Annotated in this window: 18 protein-coding genes and 2 pseudogenes; 14 read left to right on the top strand and 6 right to left on the bottom strand. The window is 60.3% G+C overall.

The features are described 5' to 3' along the window. The first annotated feature begins 2 nt into the window (after positions 1–2). The 14 genes from AC0L3X_RS37070 to AC0L3X_RS37005 all read left to right on the top strand — a co-directional run bounded on the left by AC0L3X_RS37070 (position 3) and on the right by AC0L3X_RS37005 (position 14,673). Positions 3–1,298, top strand: a complete 1,296-nt coding sequence (locus AC0L3X_RS37070) for an MFS transporter (protein ID WP_439034025.1) — start codon at positions 3–5, stop codon at positions 1,296–1,298. Positions 1,299–1,518: 220 nt separating this feature from the next. Next, positions 1,519–2,721, top strand: a complete 1,203-nt coding sequence (locus tag AC0L3X_RS37065) for a TlpA disulfide reductase family protein (RefSeq protein ID WP_439034026.1) — start codon at positions 1,519–1,521, stop codon at positions 2,719–2,721. A 531-nt stretch (positions 2,722–3,252) separates the two neighbouring features. After that, on the top strand, positions 3,253–4,548 hold the full coding sequence (gene dctA, locus AC0L3X_RS37060) for a C4-dicarboxylate transporter DctA (protein ID WP_439034027.1): 1,296 nt from the start codon (positions 3,253–3,255) through the stop codon (positions 4,546–4,548). Positions 4,549–5,225: 677 nt separating this feature from the next. Then, the gene (gene trbB, locus AC0L3X_RS37055) at positions 5,226–6,146 is read left to right on the top strand and encodes a P-type conjugative transfer ATPase TrbB (RefSeq protein ID WP_439034028.1); all 921 of its coding nucleotides are present in this window, start codon (positions 5,226–5,228) and stop codon (positions 6,144–6,146) included. Next, a complete protein-coding gene (locus AC0L3X_RS37050) occupies positions 6,143–6,469 on the top strand; it encodes a TrbC/VirB2 family type IV secretion system protein (protein ID WP_439034029.1) in 327 nt (108 codons plus the stop codon). Before trbB ends, AC0L3X_RS37050 begins: the two co-directional genes overlap by 4 nt. Further along, positions 6,469–6,732, top strand: coding sequence for a VirB3 family type IV secretion system protein (locus AC0L3X_RS37045; protein WP_439034030.1), 264 nt, complete (start codon positions 6,469–6,471; stop codon positions 6,730–6,732). The genes AC0L3X_RS37050 and AC0L3X_RS37045 overlap by 1 nt, the downstream gene beginning before the upstream one ends. A gap of 8 nt (positions 6,733–6,740) precedes the next feature. After that, the gene (trbE, locus tag AC0L3X_RS37040) at positions 6,741–9,182 is read left to right on the top strand and encodes a conjugal transfer protein TrbE (RefSeq protein ID WP_439034031.1); all 2,442 of its coding nucleotides are present in this window, start codon (positions 6,741–6,743) and stop codon (positions 9,180–9,182) included. Beyond that, positions 9,179–9,913 (top strand): P-type conjugative transfer protein TrbJ, encoded by a 735-nt coding sequence (gene trbJ / locus AC0L3X_RS37035; protein WP_439034032.1) that lies wholly within the window; start codon positions 9,179–9,181, stop codon positions 9,911–9,913. The genes trbE and trbJ overlap by 4 nt, the downstream gene beginning before the upstream one ends. After that, positions 9,913–10,284 carry a putative entry exclusion protein TrbK-alt gene (gene trbK-alt, locus AC0L3X_RS37030; protein ID WP_439034033.1) on the top strand — a complete coding sequence of 124 codons (372 nt, stop codon included), beginning with the start codon at positions 9,913–9,915 and terminating at the stop codon, positions 10,282–10,284. The genes trbJ and trbK-alt overlap by 1 nt, the downstream gene beginning before the upstream one ends. Positions 10,285–10,287: 3 nt before the next feature. Continuing rightward, entirely contained in the window at positions 10,288–11,523 is a 1,236-nt protein-coding gene (gene trbL / locus AC0L3X_RS37025; RefSeq protein ID WP_439034034.1) for a P-type conjugative transfer protein TrbL, read from the top strand. Between the two features lie 48 nt (positions 11,524–11,571). Further along, positions 11,572–12,252, top strand: a complete 681-nt coding sequence (gene trbF, locus AC0L3X_RS37020) for a conjugal transfer protein TrbF (RefSeq protein WP_439034035.1) — start codon at positions 11,572–11,574, stop codon at positions 12,250–12,252. A gap of 2 nt (positions 12,253–12,254) precedes the next feature. Further along, a complete protein-coding gene (trbG, locus tag AC0L3X_RS37015; protein ID WP_439034036.1) occupies positions 12,255–13,226 on the top strand; it encodes a P-type conjugative transfer protein TrbG in 972 nt (323 codons plus the stop codon). Next, positions 13,223–14,431, top strand: a complete 1,209-nt coding sequence (locus tag AC0L3X_RS37010; RefSeq protein ID WP_439034037.1) for a TraB/TrbI/VirB10 family type IV secretion system protein — start codon at positions 13,223–13,225, stop codon at positions 14,429–14,431. Before trbG ends, AC0L3X_RS37010 begins: the two co-directional genes overlap by 4 nt. Then, on the top strand, positions 14,431–14,673 hold the full coding sequence (locus tag AC0L3X_RS37005) for a DUF2274 domain-containing protein (protein WP_439034038.1): 243 nt from the start codon (positions 14,431–14,433) through the stop codon (positions 14,671–14,673). The genes AC0L3X_RS37010 and AC0L3X_RS37005 overlap by 1 nt, the downstream gene beginning before the upstream one ends. On the opposite strand, the gene AC0L3X_RS37000 is transcribed toward AC0L3X_RS37005, so the two are convergent. The 6 genes and pseudogenes from AC0L3X_RS37000 to AC0L3X_RS36975 form a co-directional block, all read right to left on the bottom strand. Beyond that, a complete protein-coding gene (locus AC0L3X_RS37000) occupies positions 14,646–15,599 on the bottom strand; it encodes a LysR family transcriptional regulator (protein WP_439034039.1) in 954 nt (317 codons plus the stop codon). The genes AC0L3X_RS37005 and AC0L3X_RS37000 overlap by 28 nt on opposite strands. Positions 15,600–15,670: 71 nt before the next feature. Then, positions 15,671–16,303, bottom strand: a complete 633-nt coding sequence (locus AC0L3X_RS36995; protein ID WP_439034040.1) for an acyl-homoserine-lactone synthase — start codon at positions 16,301–16,303, stop codon at positions 15,671–15,673. Positions 16,304–16,397: 94 nt separating this feature from the next. Then, positions 16,398–17,120 carry a helix-turn-helix transcriptional regulator gene (locus AC0L3X_RS36990; RefSeq protein WP_439034041.1) on the bottom strand — a complete coding sequence of 241 codons (723 nt, stop codon included), beginning with the start codon at positions 17,118–17,120 and terminating at the stop codon, positions 16,398–16,400. Positions 17,121–17,531: 411 nt separating this feature from the next. Then, positions 17,532–18,008 (bottom strand): enoyl-CoA hydratase/isomerase family protein, encoded by a 477-nt coding sequence (locus AC0L3X_RS36985; protein WP_439034042.1) that lies wholly within the window; start codon positions 18,006–18,008, stop codon positions 17,532–17,534. Positions 18,009–18,159: 151 nt separating this feature from the next. Beyond that, a pseudogene (locus AC0L3X_RS36980) lies at positions 18,160–19,062 on the bottom strand (IS110 family transposase); the annotation flags it as partial. A gap of 609 nt (positions 19,063–19,671) precedes the next feature. Next, positions 19,672–20,590 (bottom strand): annotated as a pseudogene (locus AC0L3X_RS36975) (IS630 family transposase). Positions 20,591–20,838: the final 248 nt, after the last annotated feature.

Here is a 20,838-nt window from a genome sequence, read left to right as displayed (position 1 = left end):
GCGTGTTCCTTCCCTTTGCCGCGGGATATTATCTTTCCTATCTGTTTCGGATGATCAATACGCTCATTTGTGGCCGCCTCGCCTCTGAATTCGAGCTTGATACGGCGGATTTGGGGCTGTTGGCCTCGATCTACTTTCTGGTCGTTACCGGCAGCCAGATTCCGCTGGGCATGCTCTTGGATCGCTTTGGTCCGCGCCGGGTCCAAAGTGCGCTCTTGCTGATGGCCGCCGCAGGCGCTGCGCTTTTCGGATTGTCGACCGGATTCCTGTCGCTTTTGCTTGGTCGCACGATGATAGCGTTTGGCACCGCAGCTTCCCTCATGTCTGGCCTGAAAACGGTCGTCCTCTGGTTTCCGAGAGAGCGCGTGGCGCTCCTGAACGGCTTTATGATCATGCTGGGTGCACTGGGCGCGGTAACGGCAACCGCACCAGCCGAGGCATTGCTTAGCTGGATAGGTTGGCGCGGCCTGTTTGAGGTGCTTGCCGCATCCAGTGCCACCGCAGCCGCTGCGATCTATTTTTTAGTTCCAGAGCAAGAGGCAACTGCGAAGAGCCCTCCAGGGACAGTCAGTCTGAAAACCGTCTATACGGATGGGCGATTCTGGAGAATTACGCCGATTTCTTCAACATGTATCGGGTCCGCGTGGGCCTTGCAGTCCTTGTGGGCAGCCTCTTGGCTGAGCGATGTGGAAGGGTTGGATCGAACGAGCCTTGTCACACAATTGCTCGTCATGGCGATAGCCCTAAGCATTGGCGCATTGCTGCTCGGCGTGGTCGCCGATTCGCTGCGTCGGCACGGCAAGAACATTGAAACGTTGCTCGCGATCATAGCTTCTGTGTTCATTGCAGCCGAACTCGCGCTGATCGTGCATCCACCTTTCCTGTCGCTACCGTCATGGATCATTGTGGCGGTGGTCGGATCAGCAATCGCCCTCAGCTACGCGATCATCGGAGATTACTTTCCGGCCGAATTGATCGCCCGCGCAAACGGCGTGCTCAACGTTCTGCATTTCGGGTGGGCTTTCCTCGTCCAGTACGTGACGGGGTTAATTCTCGAGCAATGGCCGGCCAAGGACGGACACTACCCCTCAATCGCGTATCAGACGGCGTTCAGCATCAATGTTGTGCTGCAGCTGGCCGCCCTGGTCTGGTTCATCGCTCCTTGGCTCAAAGAGTTGAATTGGAAATCTGAGGTCGCCCTCAAGCGCAAATCGACGGGCCAAAACAGGTCAGTTCACGTCATGATCCCGAGTGCCGAAATGGTCATCCTGGAAACCGATCAGGATGTGGAGTGGTGAACTCGGCCTTGCGCTGCCTGACTTCCCGCCTCGTCGGTCTACAGGCGTCAAGAACGCCGGCCGACTGATTGCCTGAGAAGCTCCAAACAGCTGGTCGGATATGCGACATGCGTCGCAAGGTCGACAGGAATGATACGAAAAATGCGCGATATCAACGAGCGTTGGTTGGCATGCGACTTGCAATTTTTCTCCGCAGAGCCAGGTAAAGCGGATTTGAGCAATGACCAGCCTGACTGAGAGCGCAAGTCAAGTCGGTGCGGCGAACGTGCTGAGCGTCGGTTCGCCAGCCCCGTCGATCAAAGTGGAGCACTGGCTACGCGGCCAGCCCGTTAGAGAGTTCGAACCTGGGAAAGTATACATCCTCGAATTTTGGGCGACGTGGTGCGGGCCATGTATCGCCTCGATGCCGAATTTGGTGATCCTGCAAGGCAAATACAGGAGCAACGGAGTTGAGGTGGTGGGCATCGCGGCTCGCGAACAAGCTTCGACAGCGGATGAAGCGCGAGCCAGCCTGGACGCCTGGTTGACGAAGAGCTTGCCAAATCTGAACTTCGCGATCGCATTCGACTACGCCGGCGAAATGAACAAGCTTTGGATGGATTCCAGCCTTTCTGTCGGGATTCCCACGTCATTCGTCGTCGACCGTGACGGCCGCATCGCCTTTATTGGCCATCCGACGCAGCTCGATAATGCCTTGCCCAAAGTTCTGAACGGATCCTGGGCAATGAGCCATGAAGCCAAAGCGCTGGATGCGGAAAGGATAAACACGGGTCGACGCATAAAGCGTGAACTATCGCAGAAGCGAGCGATCTTTGGCAAACTTGAGCCCGCCATGAAGAGAAAGGATTGGCCGACGGCCCTTTTAGCTATCGAGGAGGCCCTCGCTGCGATGCCGGACGAGGTCACCTTCCGTGGGCTTCATGTGGAATTGTTGCTTCACAGGATACGCGATATGCGGGCTGGCCTGCCGGTGTTGCGCCAACTAATTCGCGATGCGATCGAGAAGAAATCCGTGGTTTGGATGAGCGTGGCGATCCGCCAACTGTTCGACCCCGCGAAAGACTACTCCGATTTTCCACACGCCGAGCGCTTTGCCATGGGCAAGGACCTTTCCGAACACATCCTGGCGGCGAATCCACCGCAAGGCGGCGAGGGCGCGAAGTTCCTGTCGTACGGAGCTGTTGCTCAGTACTATTACGAGACAGGTAAGAGGGATCGCGCGATCGAATTGGTCGAGGCGGCGCTGAAGTGGCTGGATGCAGCGCCTGCCCCGGATCGAGCGAAACGGGACGTCGTGCAGCGCTCTCTGCAGGCCTTGGCGAGCTACAGGAGTGAGAAGCTCTCTTACGAGGAGTGCTGTTCAGCCGCGCAAAACACGGCTCGCGAAAAGCCGGAACCGAGATCGCCAAGGGAGGCATCGTGAGCAATGCTGCTTGGCATGTCTTTTCGGCCTCGTGGTTTTGCGATCGAAATCGATGCCTGTTGGGAATGTCGGGGCATTCACATGAAGTGAGGACGGGAGGAGCGAGCCGGTGAACGCAGGCGAGGCCGCACCACCACGAGTTCTTTATGGCGAACGCTTTCTCAAGGTTCGTCGCGCTCCGGCGAGAGTGCCTGCCGAAGTGAAGAGCGGTCGCCGGCTGCTAAGGTTGGCGTCCTAGAAGATGCTGGATGGCATCTTCGAACAACAAAGAAGATAGAAATGGGTGGTGACGCTGATGCTTTCAAGCTCTCAAGGAAGCTTTCTCAAGATTCTATCGCTGCCGTCAGAAGCGATTCAGAACTTCGTTTCGCGTCGACCAACAGCCGATTCGGGAGGGGCGCCAATCCGCGGCAATGGACGGGGCCATCTGGAGCGGTCAGATTCCCCGGCGCCCCGCACTGAAGAAACACTGAGCGACGCTGTACCTTCAGTGCCGCCCTTCTTTGGTACCACGGCGCCGGGTCGAGCGTGATGTACATTCACCGCCAGCGCCGCTCTGTCAAAGCCGCCGCCCTGTTCCAGCCATCTGGCCCCTGGTACAAAGTTCTTTACATCCAGGTACTCATCGCGATCCTGATGGGCATTCTCGTTGGCTGGTTGTGGCCTGCTGTGGGGACGAGCAGCTGGGTCAAAGCGCTTGGTGACGGATTCATCAAGCTGATCAAAATGGTGATCGCGCCGATCATCTTCTGCACCGTTGTGTCCGGAATTGCGCATGTTCAGGATGCACGAAAGGTCGGCCGAGTGGGCGTGAAGGCGCTGCTTTACTTCGAGATCGTATCAACCTTCGCGCTTGTCCTGGGTCTGGTGATGGGCAATCTCGTTCAGGCCGGCCATGGGCTCGCTCCCAGGACTGATGCAGCGGCGGTAGCCAACTACGTCAAAAGGGCGGAAGGGCAGAAGGCGGTCGATTTCTTCCTCAATATCATTCCTGATAGCGTGGTTGGCGCCCTGGCGCGAGGCGACGTGCTACAGGTGCTGCTGTTTGCTATCCTATTCGGGTTCTCGCTGATGGCGCTCGGCGAGCGGGGTGAGCGGATGCGCGGTCTGGTAGACGATGCTGCGCACGCGGTGTTTGGTGTGATTAGGATCGTAATGAAGGCAGCGCCGATTGGGGCATTCGGCGCCATGGCCTACACCATCGGCGAATTCGGACCCTCCGCGCTCGGTAAACTCATCGGATTGGTTGCGCTGTTCTATGTGACAGCCGGGCTCTTCGTGATCATTGTGCTTGGCCTCATCGCGCGGCTGGTCGGCTTTTCCATCCTAAAGTTCATCGTCTACATCAAGGATGAGCTGCTGATCGTGCTCGGAACGTCGTCGTCCGAAAGCGCGCTGCCGCAGTTGATGGAAAAGCTCGAACGGCTGGGCTGTTCCAAGCCGGTCGTTGGCCTAGTGGTGCCGACAGGATACTCTTTCAATTTGGATGGGACCAACATTTACATGACGTTGGCGACCTTGTTCATCGCGCAGGCGCTCGGGGTCGATCTCAACTTCGGCCAGCAGCTTACGATACTGGTTGTGGCTATGCTCACCTCGAAGGGCGCAAGCGGTGTTACCGGTGCCGGCTTCGTCACCCTGGCCGCAACGTTGACGGTGGTCAGTCCTGAGCTTGTCCCCGGCATTGCGATCGTATTCTCGATCGACAAGTTCATGAGCGAGGTGCGCGCGCTTACGAACATCATCGGGAACGGCATTGCCGCGGTATTTGTGTCCTGGTGGGAAGGCGAACTTGACCATGTCTCGCTACACGCGGAGCTTAAGTAGATGTGCGGTCTCAGCTCGGCCCTGCAACCGCTAATACCGTCGCCAACGGGCCATCAAATTCGTAGTTCAATCCTGTTCAGGAGCGCCAGCTGAAGGCGTTGAGATTTCCAGAACTTGTTGCAATTGCGGACTAGAAAACACCCTTTGCACTCCTGCATTTTGCGTTGGCAATTGTCGTGCAGCATTGGACCGGCCTGATTGGGAAGAAATGGTCCTGCAGGGGGCACGAAACTCGGTGGTCTACCGGACTAGCCTTGGGCATTGGTGTTTGCGCCAGCCCGCCGGCTGGTGTGGTTCATTATCCCTGGTTTGAGCTGCCTTAAAAAACGGGATCTCAATCGCGCGCAAGCCAGGGAGCGACGGCAGTTCAGGAAAGGAGGCCAAGGACCATGAGCCAACATCGCTAACGCGAGAGACGTAAAAATTGCGAAGCCGGGTCATGGGGCATTGCTGATTTCTCGGCTCCGCCGTCGACTGGTCGTGGCGACAAGCTAGCTCTTTTCAAATGTTTCTTCTTCTACGCTAGGCTACGAACGGCATTTTCCCTTTGTTGCGGTCATACAGGTCTCTGCCTTTTATTTGCCTCCAGATGAGGGCGCCGAAGCGGCCTCAGCAGCTTGGGGCAAATCGTGGCGATCCATTCTTTTGATTCAGAAGCGAACTTGCGCGGAGCGCGTATGCTGCGTACCGCGCTGGGGCCTGCGATCGCAGGATACTTGGAAGATCCGGCAATCGTTGAGGTGATGCTCAATCCCGATGGCCGATTGTGGATCGACCGACTGTCGAGCGGCCTTGCGGATACTGGCGAGAATATATCCCCCTCTGACGGAGAGCGAATTATCCGCGTGGTGGCTCACTACGTGGGTGCCGAGGTTCATCCGGGGAGCCCAAGGATTTCTGCCGAGCTGCCCGAGACGGGGGAGCGGTTCGAGGGACTGCTGCCGCCGGTCGTTGCCGCGCCAACATTCGCGATCAGAAAGCCGGCGGTTGCCGTGTTCAGCCTCGAGGACTACGTCGCAGTCGGCATCATGACGCCGGACCAGGCAAGTGCATTGAGGGATGCAGTTCAGGCGCGCAAGAACATTCTGGTCGCCGGCGGCACCTCGACCGGAAAGACGACACTGACCAATGCCCTTCTCGCGGAGGTCGCTAAAACGACTGATCGGGTCGTTCTCATCGAAGATACGCGTGAACTTCAGTGCTTGGCGCCGAACCTGGTGGCGCTCCGCACGAAGGACGGCTTGATCTCGCTCTCCGACCTGGTCCGCTCGTCGCTCCGTCTGCGCCCCGATCGTATTCCCATTGGTGAGGTGCGCGGAGCCGAAGCGCTCGACTTGCTCAAGGCTTGGGGCACAGGACATCCGGGCGGAATCGGCACGATCCATGCCGGAACGACGCTCGGGGCGCTACGCCGGCTCGAGCAACTGGTCCAGGAAGCTGTCGTCACAGTCCCGCGGCCGCTTATCGCCGAAACAATCAACCTGATCGCGGTGCTCAGCGGCCGCGGCACTGAGCGCCGCTTGAGCGAGCTCGCCCGCGTCACCGGCTTAGGAACATCAGGTGATTACAGCCTATCTGCAATTGGAGACCGGTCATGACGCTGCCTTCATCTCTCCGCCGCGCCAGCATTCCCGCCACGGCCATTATTACCCTCTGGCTGAGCAATGTCCCGGCTTGGGCCGCTGGCTCAAACATGCCGTGGGAGCAGCCGCTTAATCAAATTTTGCAATCGGTCGAGGGTCCCGTCGCCAAGATTATCGCCGTCATCATTATCATCGTGACCGGGCTATCGCTCGCATTTGGCGATACGTCTGGTGGCTTTCGTCGCCTGGTTCAGATCGTGTTCGGTCTGTCCATTGCCTTTGCGGCATCAAGCTTCTTTCTGTCTTTCTTCTCCTTCGGCGGCGGCGTGGTGATCTGATGGAGGAGCCTATCGCAGGCTTTATCGCGCCCGTACATCGTGCGCTTACCGAGCCGATCCTGATGGGCGGTGCGCCGCGCGCCGTGGCGATCGCCAACGGCACGTTAGCGGCTGCACTCGGTCTTGGGCTGCGCCTGTGGGTTGCCGGCCTTCTTTTCTGGTTCGTCGGCCACATGGCCGCCGTCTGGGCCGCAAAACGCGATCCCGATTTCGTGGAAGTCGTGCGCCGGCACGTCCGCATTCCAAGCCACCTCAGCTCCTAGAGTCGCCTATGATGAATCTTGCCGAATATCGCCGCTCGAATACGCGCCTTGCCGACTTCCTCCCCTGGGCCGCGCTCGTCGACGAGGGAATTGTATTGAACAAGAATGGCTCGTTTCAGCGGACGGCGCGGTTCAGGGGACCGGACCTTGACAGTTCTGCGCCGGCTGAGCTTGTTGGGCTCGCAAGCCGGCTGAACAACGCGCTCCGGCGTCACGGATCGGGGTGGGCAGTTTTCGTCGAGGCGCAACGGCATTCGGCAGGGCGCTATCCGCCTGACACGTTCCCGGATGTCGCATCCGCCTTGGTGGATGCGGAGCGCAAAGCGCAATTCGAGGAGGCTGGCAGCCATTATGAATCGAGCTACTACCTGACCTTCCTTTATCTGCCGCCGGCAGAAAGTGCAGCTGTGGCCGAGCGTCTCCTGTACGAGGGCAGCCATCGCGGCCCCGGGGCGGATGCGCGCGAGGTGCTGAGTGGCTTCGTCGACCGGACCAACCGCGTGCTGCAGCTCGTTGAGGGCTTTATGCCGGAATGCGGCTGGCTCGATGACGAGGCAACGCTCACCTACCTGCACTCGACGGTCTCGACCAAGCGGCATCGCGTTCGGGTGCCGGAAATCCCGATGTATCTCGATGCGCTCCTTGCCGATCAGCCGCTGACAGGCGGGCTTGAGCCGATGCTGGGTGACGCACATGTGCGTGTCCTGACGGTTGTGGGGTTTCCCACGGTGACCACGCCCGGAATTCTCGATGATCTCAACCGGCTGGCGTTCCCGTACCGGTGGTCGACCCGGGCGATTATGCTCGACAAGACGGATGCTCTAAAGCTCTTGACCAGGATCAGGCGGCAATGGTTTGCCAAGCGCAAGTCGATTGCCGCGATCCTGAAGGAGGTGATGACCAACGAGGCGTCCACGCTTCTGGATACCGATGCCTACAATAAGGCGATGGATGCAGACAGCGCGCTCCAGGAGCTGGGCTCCGATCAGATTGGAGAGGCCTTCGTGACGGCAACGGTCACGGTCTGGGACAGGGATCCTAGCGCGGCCGAAGAAAAGCTCCGCCTCGTCGAAAAGGTGATCCAGGGCCGGGACTTCACCTGCATGGCTGAGACGGTGAATGCCGTCGAAGCCTGGCTCGGCAGCCTGCCGGGACAGGTCTATGCAAACGTGCGTCAGCCGCCGGTGTCGACGCTAAATCTCGCCCACATGATCCCGCTCTCCGCGGTCTGGGCGGGAGAGGTGAGGGACCATCATTTCAGGGCGCCTCCGCTGTTCTTCGGCAAGACTGAAGGATCGACCCCTTTCCGCTTCTCGCTCCATGTCGGCGATGTCGGACACACTCTGATCGTTGGACCGACCGGCGCCGGGAAATCGGTGCTGCTCGCGCTGATGGCGCTGCAGTTCCGGCGCTATCCAGCCGCTCAGATCTTTGCCTTCGATTTCGGTGGGTCGATCCGTGCAGCGGCCATCGCCATGGGTGGCGACTGGCATGATCTTGGCGGCGCGGTTGGTGGAGACTCGGCAGAATTCGTGGCGCTCCAGCCGCTTGCGCGGATCGAGGAGACCGGTGAGCGCGGTTGGGCAGCCGATTGGATCGCATCGATCCTTGCGCGCGAGCGCATCGAGGTCACGCCCGAGACCAAGGATCATGTCTGGTCGGCATTGACCTCGCTCGCCTCGGCGCCAGTTGGGGAGCGGACGCTGACTGGCTTGTCCGTTCTTCTGCAATCCAATGCCTTGAAGCGCGCGCTGCAACCCTATTGCCTCGGCGGTCCGTTTGAGCGGCTGCTGGATGCGGAAGGTGAGCGGCTGGGAGAGGGCTCCGTCCAGGTGTTTGAGACCGACGGGTTGATCGGGACCGGTGTCGCGCCGGCGGTTCTCTCCTATTTGTTCCACCGGATTGAGGATCGCTTCGACGGCCGTCCGACTCTGCTCATCATCGATGAGGGCTGGCTTGCGCTCGACGATGCCGATTTTGCCGGCAAGCTCCGCGAATGGCTGAAGACGCTGCGCAAGAAGAACGCCTCCGTCGTGTTTGCGACCCAGTCGCTGGCCGATATCGACGGCTCCGCCATTGCGCCTGCCATCATCGAGAGCTGTCCGACCCGGATCCTTCTTCCCAATGACCGCGCCATCGAGCCGCAAATCTTAGGCGTCTACCGGCGCTTTGGACTAAATGACCGGCAGATCGAGATCCTCGCCCGCGCGACGCCAAAGCGCGACTACTACTGCCAGTCGCGCCGGGGCAACCGGCTGTTCGAGCTCGGCCTTGGCGAAATCGCGCTGGCTTTTGCGGCCGCGTCGTCCAAGACCGACCAGGCTCTCATCGAGCGCGTTCTTGAGGAGCACGGACGAGACGATTTCGTCACCGGCTGGCTCAAGGCGCGCGACCTCGGCTGGGCCTGCAATCTCATTCCGCAGCTTGCCAAGGAAGGTGGCTTGTCATGAAACGTCTCCGTCCGCTGCTGGCAGCAAGTATCATCGCAATTAGCCTGACCCAAGCGCCCCGGGAAGGAAAGGCACAGTGGATCGTATTCGATCCCAACAACTACGTGCAAAATGTGCTGACGGCCGCGCGCGAGCTGCAGCAGATCAACAACCAGATCACTTCGCTGCAAAACGAAGCGCAGATGTTGATCAATCAGGCGAAGAACCTGGCGAGCCTGCCATATTCGTCGTTGCAGCAGCTCGTGCAATCGATCCAGCGCACGCAGCAGCTGCTCAGTCAAGCGCAGCGCATTGCCTACGATGTCCAGCAGATCGATCGCGCGTTCTCCACCACTTACGCGCCCACGTCCGCGAGCATGTCCAATGGGCTCCTCGCCGCCAACGCCCAGACACGCTGGCAGAATGTGGTTGCCGGCCTGCAGGACGCCATGCGGGTGCAGGCAACCGTGGTCGGCAATCTCGATACCAACCGCACCCAGATGTCGGCCCTGGTCACGGCGAGCCAGGGCGCGTCAGGTGCTCTGCAGGCAAGTCAGGCCGGCAACCAGCTCCTTGCGCTGCAAGCCCAGCAGCTTGCGGATCTCACCGCGACCGTGGCCGCGCAGGGGCGCGCACAAACGCTCGAAGCCGCGCAAAGAGCAAGTGCCCAGGATCAGGGGAGGGAGCAAATGCGGCGCTTTCTGACCCAAGGTCAGGGCTATCAACCGACAACCGTGCAGATGTTCCACTGATGATAAAGAACAGATTTGAACGGCTGCCGATCGCGGTGGCGGTTAGCCTCACAGTCCTGGTCGTCGCCGCCTGCGCCATTCGCCTGCGCGGCGACGATAGCGCGACCCAATCTTCCGCCTCGCCCGCTGCGAAGCCCGATCCGACGGCGGCAAAGCTCGAGCAATGCCGCACCGTCACCTACGAGCAGAGAGAGGCTCTGCTCGACTGCCAGAGGATCTGGGCGGAACGGCGCAGCCAGTTCTTGGGGAAAAGCGGATCGGTAGACGGTGATAGCGGGGTAGGCGCCGCGCCATTTTCCTCGCCTGTGCCGCGCAAGGACGAAAGCCGCCTCCCGTCCCTCTCACCCTCCGTTCCAAGCCAGAGCGAGTGAGCAATGGGCGGCACCTCCGTCATCGACCAGTTCCTGGAAACCTTCACGCGCTATATCGATTCCGGATTCGGCCTGGTCGGGGGCGAAGTCGGCTATCTCGCCACGACGCTAGCTGCAATCGACCTTACGCTTGCGGGCCTGTTCTGGTCCCTCGGAAGTGATGAGGAGATTCTTGCCCGGCTCGTCAAGAAAACCTTGTTTGTCGGTGTCTTTGCCTACCTGATCGGTAATTGGAACAGCCTTGCCCGCATCGTCTTCGAGAGCTTTGCAGGTCTTGGCCTCAAAGCCTCGGGCACGAGCCTGTCATCGGCAGATTTCTTGCGGCCAGGTCGGATCGCGCAAGTGGGGCTCGATGCCGGCCGTCCGATCCTGGACTCCATCTCGGGCCTGATGGGGTATGTCAGCTTCTTCGAAAATTTCGTCCAGATCGCGGTCCTGCTGTTCGCCTGGATCGTGGTGCTGCTGGCCTTCTTTATTCTCGCCATCCAGCTCTTCGTCACGCTGATCGAGTTCAAGCTGACGACGCTTGCAGGTTTCGTCCTGATCCCCTTCGGTCTGTTCGGCAAGACCGCCTTTGCGGCCGAACGGGTGCTGGGCAACGTCATCTCCTCCGGCGTCAAGGTTTTGGTCCTCGCCGTCATCGTCGGCATTGGATCGACCTTATTCTCGCAGTTCACGGCAGGTTTCGGCGGCAACCAGCCGACCATCGAGAACGCGATGGCGCTGGTGCTCGGCGCGCTCGCCTTGTTGGGCCTCGGCATTTTCGGACCCGGGATTGCCAACGGCATCGTCTCCGGAGGTCCGCAGCTCGGCGCAGGCAGCGCCGTTGGGACGGGACTTGCCGCCGGTGGTGTCGTTGCGGCTGGCGCTGGCGTTGCGGCCGGTGCTGCCGGTCTCGCCGGCGGAGCGATTGCAGGCTCGCTACGCGGTGGAAGCGCGATTGCAAGCGGCACCATGAGCGTGTTTCGGGCGGGGAGTCAGTCCGGCTCCGAGGCGAGCGCGTCCGGCGCCGCAAGTCCCTTGCGTTCGGTCGCAGCTGGTCTTGGTGGACCGGCGAGCGATGCCGGTAAGGGGGAAGGGGATTCCTCGAGAGCTTCCGACAGTGCGCCCGCCTGGGTTCGGCGCATGAAGAGAGCGCAGACGATCAGTCATGGCGCATCAGCGGCAACCCACGCGATCCGCTCAGGTGATCACGGAGGCGGCGGCGGATCTGTCGACCTCTCGCAAGAGGACCACTGAACTCCTTTCTTTCGAATTCGGTTCCCCGCTATCTCTTGAGGTCAAGCAATGTTCAAACGATCGGCCGTTCACTATGGCCGCACGCCAGAAGCCGTCACTCCCTATCAACGCGCAGCCCAGGTCTGGGATGATCGCATTGGGTCTGCGCGCGTGCAGGCCAAGAACTGGCGCTTGATGGGCTTTAGCTGCCTCTTCTTATCAGCCGGCTTTGCCGCCGCCCTGGTCTGGCAATCCGCTCAAGGGACGATCACGCCCTGGGTGGTCGAGGTCGATAAATTGGGGGAGGCGAAAGCCGTTGCTCCGGCAAACGCCAGCTATCAACCGACCGATCCGCAAGTCGCCTTTCACCTGGCGCGCTTCATCGAGCATGTGCGAGGCCTCCCGATGGACGCCATTGTCCTGCGCGAAAACTGGCTCCGCGCCTACGACTTTACAACCGATCGCGGCGCGGCCGCACTGAATGACTACGCCCGCAACAACGATCCATTCGCCAAGCTCGGCAAGACGCAAATTGCGATCGAGGTCTCGAGCGTCATCCGGGCTTCGCCTGAGAGTTTCCGCCTCGCCTGGGTCGAACGCCGCTACGACAACGGTCAGCTGGCCGCAACCGAGCGGTGGAGCGCGATCGTTAGCATCATCGTGGAGATGCCGCGCGATCTCGATCGCCTCCGCAAGAATCCGCTTGGCATCTATATCAACGCCATCAACTGGTCGAAGGAGCTGGGCTAGTCATGCTGTCAGGTCTCATTGCGTCACAGAGGGTCCGCCCGAGCCTGGCTCTGGCTCTCGCTATTGGTGTGTCCACCCTTGGCGGGTGCACCACGTTCAAGCCGCCGCAAATCAGCTATGATAGCGATGTCCCGCCGGCTCCAGATCTGCCGGCGCTTGCCGACGATCGGCCGCGGCCGCTGCATGTCCCACCGGCCTGGAAGGCGGCGCGCGGCGGCAAGAACGCGGAAGCCAAGGAGCCGATTGAACGGATTGAGACCGCGAATGACGCCGCACGTGTGCAGCCGCGAAAGGCCGGCTACTTCAATGCGGTGCAGGTGTTTTCGTATAGTCCGGGCGCTCTCTATCAAATCTATGCCGCGCCGGGGCAGATCACGGACATTTCGCTGGAGCCCGGTGAGCAGCTGATCGGCTCGGGACCGGTCGCCGCCGGTGACACCGCCCGCTGGGTGGTCGGCGACACCGAAAGCGGCAGCGGCGACACGAGACGCGTGCACATCATGGTGAAGCCGACACGTCCGGCGATCGAGACCAATCTCGTCGTCAACACGGATCGGCGCACTTACCTGATCGAACTCCGCTCCCGGGAAAAGCCCTACATGCCACAGGTCGCATGGTTCTATCCGGAGGACCGGACCGCGCGTGGTCGAGCCCTGCCGCCCACACCCGTCATTCCGGATCAGGTGCAGCGCCGTTACCGCTACGCCATCGAGGGAGACAGCCCACCCTGGCGTCCTGTCAATGCCTATGACGATGGACGCAAGGTCTACATCGAGTTTTCACCCGGCGTCGGCCAGGGCGAGATGCCGCCGCTGTTCGTGATCGGGCCTGATGGCAAGACCGAGCTCGTCAACTATCGCGCTTACGGCAATGTGCTGATCGTGGACCGGCTGTTCGCGGCCGCGGAACTGAGGCTGGGCGAGGAGCACCAGCAGAAGGTCAGAATCGTCCGAACCGACGGGAGGTCGCTGTGACAGAGACTGGCCAGCCCAATGACACACCCAAGGACGCTCCTCGGTTTAAGCCGCCGGAAAATATCGTCGAAACCCTTCGGCTCCGGCCAGATCGGCCGCAAGTTACGCGCCTATCGCGCAAGGTGCTTGCGGGTGGCAGCGCCCTTTTGCTGGTGCTCATCTGTGGTGCGGTCTTCTGGGCTCTTCAGGAGAAGCAATCGCGCTCGCCGGCCGCCGAGGAGCTTTACGCGACCGACCACCACAATGTCGCCGATCAGCTTGCAACGTTGCCGAAGGATTATGCTGAGATACCGAAGGAGGTGCCGCGCCTTGGACCCCCTTTACCAGGCGATCTTGGGCGGCCGATCGTTGCAGCACAGGGCTCTTCGACGTCCAGCCCGCTCGGTGTTGACGCTGAACAGCAGCGCGTCAATCAGGAGAGCGAGGCGGCACGCACCAGCAAGGTGTTTGCCAGCACCAACGTCCGCGCACAGGCTCCTGTCACATCGGCAAGTGAAGCCCCATCGATTGCAGCGCCATCATCCGACGAAGCATTTGCCCAGAATGGCCAGGATCGAAAACTTGCGTTCGTCAGTGCTTCCGTTGACCGTCGAACCACCAGTCCCGATCGCCTGGCAAGACCGGTCTCTCCCTTTGTGGTCCAGGCGGGAACGGTCATTCCGGCTGCTCTCATCACGGGGATTCGGTCCGACCTGCCTGGGCAGATCACGGCCCAAGTCACGGAAGCGGTATACGATTCCCCTACCGGGCGAGCTCGCCTTATCCCGCAAGGAGCCCGGTTGATCGGGACGTATGATAGCCAAGTCGCATTTGGCCAATCGCGCGTCCTCCTGGTGTGGACGCGCCTCATCATGCCAAATGGGCGGTCAATCGTGCTGGAGCGGCAGCCGGGCGCAGATGCCGCGGGCTACTCTGGGCTTGAGGATGAGGTCGACAACCATTGGAAGGAGCTGTTGGGGGCCGCTGCGCTTTCGACGCTGCTCGCCGTCGGCACCGAGGTGAATTCCGGATCGGATACGGGCAGCACCAACAGCGACCTCATCGCTGCGCTCCGCCGCGGGGCGGCGGACTCGATGAACCAGACGGGCCAGCAGGTGGTCCGCCGCAATCTCAATATCCAGCCGACCTTGACGATTCGTCCGGGATATCCGGTGCGGGTGATCGTCAATCGCGACTTGGTGCTCGAGCCGTACAGGGGACGATAATGGCCAAACTCAAACTCGGTGCAATCGAGGACGATAAGCCACTCAAGGTCACGCACGAACTGCCCGCGCGTATCCACCGGGATCTTGTGGCCTATGCTGAAATCCTTGCGCAGGAGACCGGCCAACCGATCGGGGATCCAGCTAAGCTTATCGCCCCGATGTTGGCGCGGTTCATGGCCGCGGACCGGAATTTCCGGAAAGCTCGACGGGCGCATCAACGTCCGACGGGCGGCGGGGAATAGCGCTCAGAGAGCAGATTCAGGAATTCCTGCAGGGCTGGATTATTATTTTCGGCTCGCCAATGGGCCGAAAAGTCGAAACGGCTCGGACCCGTGCCATCGCGCAGCTCTCGGTAGGTCAGGCCCGCATAATTTGCCCCCATATCGGACTCGAGCACCAGGCTTATTCCTGTGTGCATGCTGATGAGGCTTTTGACGATTGCGCGACTGACGTCGTGGCGCTCGATCTTGGGGCGATCCTCGGGCGAGAGGAGCTTGGAAATCAGAAGATCTTCGAGCTCCTTTCCCGCGTCATAGTAGCTGAGTAGCACTGTCTCGCCGCGCAGGTCAGTCCAGCACACAGTCTCGCGCCCGGCGAGCGGATGATCATGGGGCAAGGCTACAAGAACAGGCTCCCTCCAAAGCGGCATTTCTTCAGTTTCCAACAATGGGAGGTTTCCTGTCACGATCAGGACATCAATTGCGCCGTTTCGAAGTGCCGCTGCCAAACGCGTCCGTGATCGTTCGACCGTCGCAAGTGCGATCTGCGGGAACCGCTCTTTGAACGCGAGTAGCGAGGCTTGCAGATTGCCTGCCGAAAGCGAGGTGCAGAAGCCGACGGTCAGACGGCCGATTCCGCTGTTATGAACAGATCGCGCGGTGGCGATGAGCGCGTCGAATTCATCCAGAATGGTCCTTGCCAGCCGAAGCACGTCGCGGCCGGCCTGCGTCGGGCGCACGCCTCCGCTATGGCGCTCGAAGATGGCGATGCCCAAATTGTGCTCGATTTCATCGATTCTTCGGCTGAGACTCGATTGTTGCGACCTCAGCAACTCCGCGGCTCCGCGGAAGCTGCCGCAATCGGCCGCAGCAACGGCCGATCGCAGGTGTTTCAGTTCGATTGCCTTGCCGGCTTGAGGGGAGGGTGTTGATCGACGTGGTTTGTGCATCGTAAGTCTTAAGCAGATGGGCTTTCCGCTCCAATGCGCAGCGATGCCCCGTTTGTACTTGCTTCCAGATCCTAGGCGGCCGCTCGGATGACCGGAGCCCAGAGCACCGGACCTGAGATGTGTCCCGCTTGGCGGATGCGTTCCAAAGCATCAGTCGACACTTCCAGATATCCAGCAATGGCCGTGGTGTTTCCGAGAGGACGAGCTTTTCCGATTTTGCGGAGCGGCCAGCCCGCGCGGCGAAGAATGCGTTCCATCCGGGCGTCAGTGACCGTAACGATTTCGGTCAATTCAATCGAAAGGCCGAATTCAATCATGCCCGCAAACAGCTCGTAAGTAGCAGTATTAAGTCCACCACTTGCCTTCGGCGCATCCGGAGGAACATCGAGCGCGAATCGACTGCTCTCCCAAATCCGGTCGCTTCGTGGCGCCCGCTGCCCGTCCAGAAGGATCGGGAAGGTGTCTCTCAGCATGGTTGGGCCGGTCGAAGGCAGAAGCCGGACGCAACCCTGAATACGTCCAGCGTTCGAGCGGTTCAGGAGGTGCACGGGTCGAAGGACATCAAACTCGTCGACTTCTATCTCGCCGCTGACTTCGACGTTCCAGTCCAGGCGCTGTTTGAAAACGCGATACCGCAGCCGGTGCATCTCGGTGAGGTCGTCGACGAATTCCCCGTAGTATTCCGGCGTGATGAGCTGCATCATTCTTGCCTCCTTGCCTTGCTTCAGGCAAGCAAGCAGAGAAGGCAGGAAAGCACATCCTGTAGAGTTGCACAGGTGCTTGCAGCTTGCGGTTGATCTATTTTCGAAGTTTTGATTCGGTCAACAGCACGATCGCTTGACGAAGCGAGCTAACACCAAGCTTCGCGCGAGCGTTATCCAGGTGAAATCCCGCGGTTCGCTCTGCGATGCTGAGAATGATCCCGATCTCCCCGGCTGATTTGCCGCGCGCGGACCATTCGAGACACTGGTACTCGCGAGGAGATAGCACTACCCCACCGATCATGCGATCAATCGTCCAGAAGCGTTTTGCATGTGCATGGAAAAACATTGCGATTAACCGCAGGCTCTGGGCGTGCTCGACCAGCGAGCGCTCGAAGTCAGTTCGACGGTCGTCGCTTGCAAAGCTCAGCGCGGCGATTGCGCCCTTGTCATCGTGAATAGGGAATGTAAATCCGCAGCGAATCCCAAATTTGGCGGCTTCTTCGAACAGAGCGCGTTCTGCCTCCGACCGATTTTGCGCTTCGAATCCAAGGCCCCAGCGGAAGGGCTTAGGTTGGCGCATTGCCCGACGTACCACCGGATCGACGGATTCGTAGCCGCGCTGCAGATAGATGGCGGTCCAGGAAGGTGGATATGTCGAGATCAGATTAGGAGCACTGCCCGGCCTACGGGGAAAAGCGAGATATGCGAAGCACGACAGTTCGAGCGCAGCGGCGACCTCGGCCATGCTCTCCTGAGCTGCGTCTCGATGCGTGCTTTCGGTCAATTGCTCAGCAAATCTTTGAAAAACCCGATCCATCGCGCATGAGCCCACGGGCCTCCCTGGTAGGCGCTCCTAGCATTATCGGATCGAGCATCACCGCGAATGGGGCAAAACAACGAAGAAGTCGATCCATTTCGGCTTCGATCGATCTTGATCGCGAGACCCTACATCGGGTGGTTGAGGCGTATCGGGTCAGCCGATTCCTCGCGCTCAAGTTGTGATATCATCGCGGCCAAGTCCGCGAACTCCGTCGTCTGTTTGAAATCCTGCAAGAGGACGCCGAAGGTCGCCGGATTGCTGCGTCCTTGCGTTCCAAGTGGAGGTTTGTACGGCGCTTCTGCTCTTATCGTCACGCCGCCTCAGTAACCATGCGTCTTTTGGGTGACGCGAAATCGGATCCGGATATCAACGCCCCGCGCCCTCCCGGCTGCAAGAGCGTGCAAGACTTCATACGGCCGCGAAGTCAGGAAGGCGGCGCTCAGACCAAGCCTTCAGCCCTTCCTGAGCATCGGCGCAAGAGAGACTTTCAAAGAACCTCGCGTTGATCTCTGCCGGATCGGCAGTGCCTCGGCAAATTGAATTGAGCGTCGCCTTGAGACCGCGGAGCGAACCCGGAGAACGCTGAGCGAGCATTCCGGCAACGACCTCCAATCGCGCTTCGAACCTCTCGGGCGCACAGGTTTCGGTGAGAAAGCCGATCCGCAACATTGTGGCGGTGTCAATCTGCTCTCCCATTAGAAACAACCGCTTGGCTTCGGGCAAGCCGAGTCTCTCTACGTATCGGCGGAGACCGGAATGGTAGTACTGGATGCCTAGCCGTGCAGGAGACATCTGCAAACGACAACCTTCGACCCCGATGCGGAAGTCGCACGCGAGCGCGAAGTCAGTGGCTCCCCCGTCATCGGCGTGCCGACCTATTACCATCGATTGTTGTCGAGCCCGTTGCTAAACAGTGATCGGTGCCGACCGGCTTGCCAAACTACAATGCCGTCACCTCTGTGCTTGGTGCTCCAACCATCACAATGCCACTCCTCGCTATCGATGAGCTTCCCGTCGGGGTGCAGGTGATAGGGTCGCGGGTCTTGATAGCGACCAGTGCCGGGCGCGCCCACAGGTAATCCTCGCCCTTCGTCAACAAATGCCAGCAAAGCACGGTGAGCTTTGGCCGCGCCGGGCTCGGATGCGCAGGAAAAACGCATGCAGCGGACCGGGCGCCTTGGCCGCTGCCCAGGCCGCCTCGACCAGCATGGCGCGCGCGTGACTGCGGCCGATCTTGCTGATGCGGCCGTGATGGGCGGCGCCCAGCGACCGCCAAGTTGACGCCGGTGATCGTCATCAATCTGTTGAGCGCGGAATCGTCTATGGCGTCCTGCGCGATCTCGCGGTCGAGCAGGGCCCAGATCTTCCGTCAGCCGGTCAAGCTCGCGCACGTGGCGATCGATCGCCGCGCGCTCATCGTCCGGCAACGGTTGGGCGGCCAACCACGTCCGGCCGCGGCCGTTGAAGAGATCGGCATGCGGGCACTTCGGGATCAGGTGCGCGTGCAGAATCGAATGCACCTCGTTCTTGAGCCGCGTGCGAAGCGGCACGACCTGGTGGCGCCGCGCCACCAGCCGACGCTTGCGTTCCGTCTCCGCGTCAGGCGTCCAGATCTGCGGCAGGTACCCGGCCGCCTGCAGACTGGCGAGCGTGCCGGCATCGATCTTGTCGGTCTTGACGTGAGCCTGGGCGATCGCCTTCAACTGCAGCGGATTGGCGATAATCACCTGTGCCACGAACGGTGCCAGAACCCGCGATACCGCCATGCTGTTGCCGGTCGCTTCGACCACCACCTCATCACTGGCCAGCAGGGTCTTGCCAAATCCCTCCAACGCAGTCCGCGTCATATCAAGCGGCCCGCATGTCGGAGCCTGCCATCCTCCCAAACCACCACCTCCCCGAAGGTTCGGTGGACGTCGATGCCAATCACCCGTCGCATTCGCACCTCCTGCCAATCAGACCACAAGACGGGAGCTACGGGCGACACGACAACTACGGATTCGCGCTCTCAGCGCAACCGGGCGAGTCGCAGAGGCGGCCAGCTACTAACTCGAGCTCGCGGCTCATCGAATGCATCGGCCTGCCCGCACCTTTCGTGCTCCCGGTGCCTCTGTCCCGATGGTCGCACCATACGCTACGATCTTGAATGTCGCAGCGGAACATCGGCGCCGAGAAACTCTCATACCGGTTACTAACACGGTCGAGCGGTGTCAGGCGAAGACGATATATTTGACGGCGGGATCAAGCCCGGTCCGGTAGCCTCGATGAAGGCGACGATATGCGTTGGGCTCGGGCGCCGGTATTGTGGGGGGATGATCGACGAGCTCGGTCTTGAAGGTACAGAAGAAGCTCTCTATTGGGCATTGTCGTAGCAATCGGCCCTTGAGACTCAGCGATGCCGTGATGTCGGCGCCCGGTAAGAGCATCGCGATAGGCGCGTGAAGCATACCGGGCGGGTTCAAGCAGTCGTCGCAACACGAGTTATTCTCATTCATGACAGCAGACCGGCAAGCGCCTCCGCTGGCGTTTTCCAGCCTAGTACCCGGAATCAGAGCTGAGTGATACGGCGGCCTTTGAAGCGGCGTTGACGGACCTTTTTCTTGGTCCAGACGAAGGGCTCGGCTTTGTCGTTGTACGCGTTGACGTAGGCATCGATGTGTTCCTGAAGCTGCTTGAGGCTTGTGAAGGAGGTGCCGCTAAGCGACTGACCCTGCAAGATCGAAAACCATACTTCGACCTGATTGAGCCAGGACGCACTTGTCGGCGTGAAATGAAATTGCACGTTGGGGTGGGCCTTGAGCCAATGTTCGTTTTTCTTGTGGGTGTTGAGGTTGTCGAGGATAACGTGAAGCTTTCGGCCAGGAAAGGCCGCGGCAACGCTGTTCATGAAGTCGAGAAATTCGACGCGGCGACGACGTTTTGAATGAGTCGCGATGATCTTTCCGGTGGCGACTTCGAGCGCCGCAAACAATGTTGTGGTGCCATGCGGCTTGTAATCGTGGCTCTGGCCGATAACCCTGCGCTCGCTCCAAGGCCTGGATCGAGCGCTTCTCGTCCACGCATAGCACAATGGCCTTCGCGGGCGGGGCGACGTAGAGGCCAACAACAGCGGCGGCTTTGGCTGTAAAGTTCGGGTCGGTGCTCTCGCACCAGGACTTGCGAGCCGCGAGGTCAATCTTGTGGCTGCGCAGGAACCGCCAGACATATTGGACGTCAACATCGCCCAACGCCTCGGCCAGCAGTGGGCCGGTCCAGCGCGCAAACCCTTGCGGGGGCGGCTTATCCAGCAGCTTCAGAATCCGCTTGTCGGTCGTCTTCGTATAAATCGGCTGCTTGCCAGGCCGCGGCTTGTCTTTCAGCGCTTCAAGGCCATCGTCAGCATAGCGATGCCGCCAAAGGCTGACAATCCGCGGCTGGACCCCAACTTCCTTGGCAATCGACCGGGTGCTGCGCCCGTCCGCCGCCAACAGAACTATCCGCGCCCGCTTCAAATCGCGCTGCAACGTCACCGGTGAGCGACAACACGCCTCAAGCACCTTGCGATCTTTCCTCGAAAGGTGGACTTCTCTTGCTTCGGGTATCATCCATGTCTTGAATCACGACTCACGATCCAAGAACGTGGGTACTAGTGTCCTCTTGGAAGTACTGTCGCAGCAACCCGTTGGTGTTCTCGTTAGTACCGCGCTGCCAAGGGCTTTGCGGGTCGCAGAAGTAG

Source organism: Bradyrhizobium sp. MI1.7 (genome assembly GCF_055811795.1).
The sequence above is the reverse complement of the archived record's forward strand: the minus strand, read 5'-3'. Positions and strand labels throughout refer to the sequence as shown.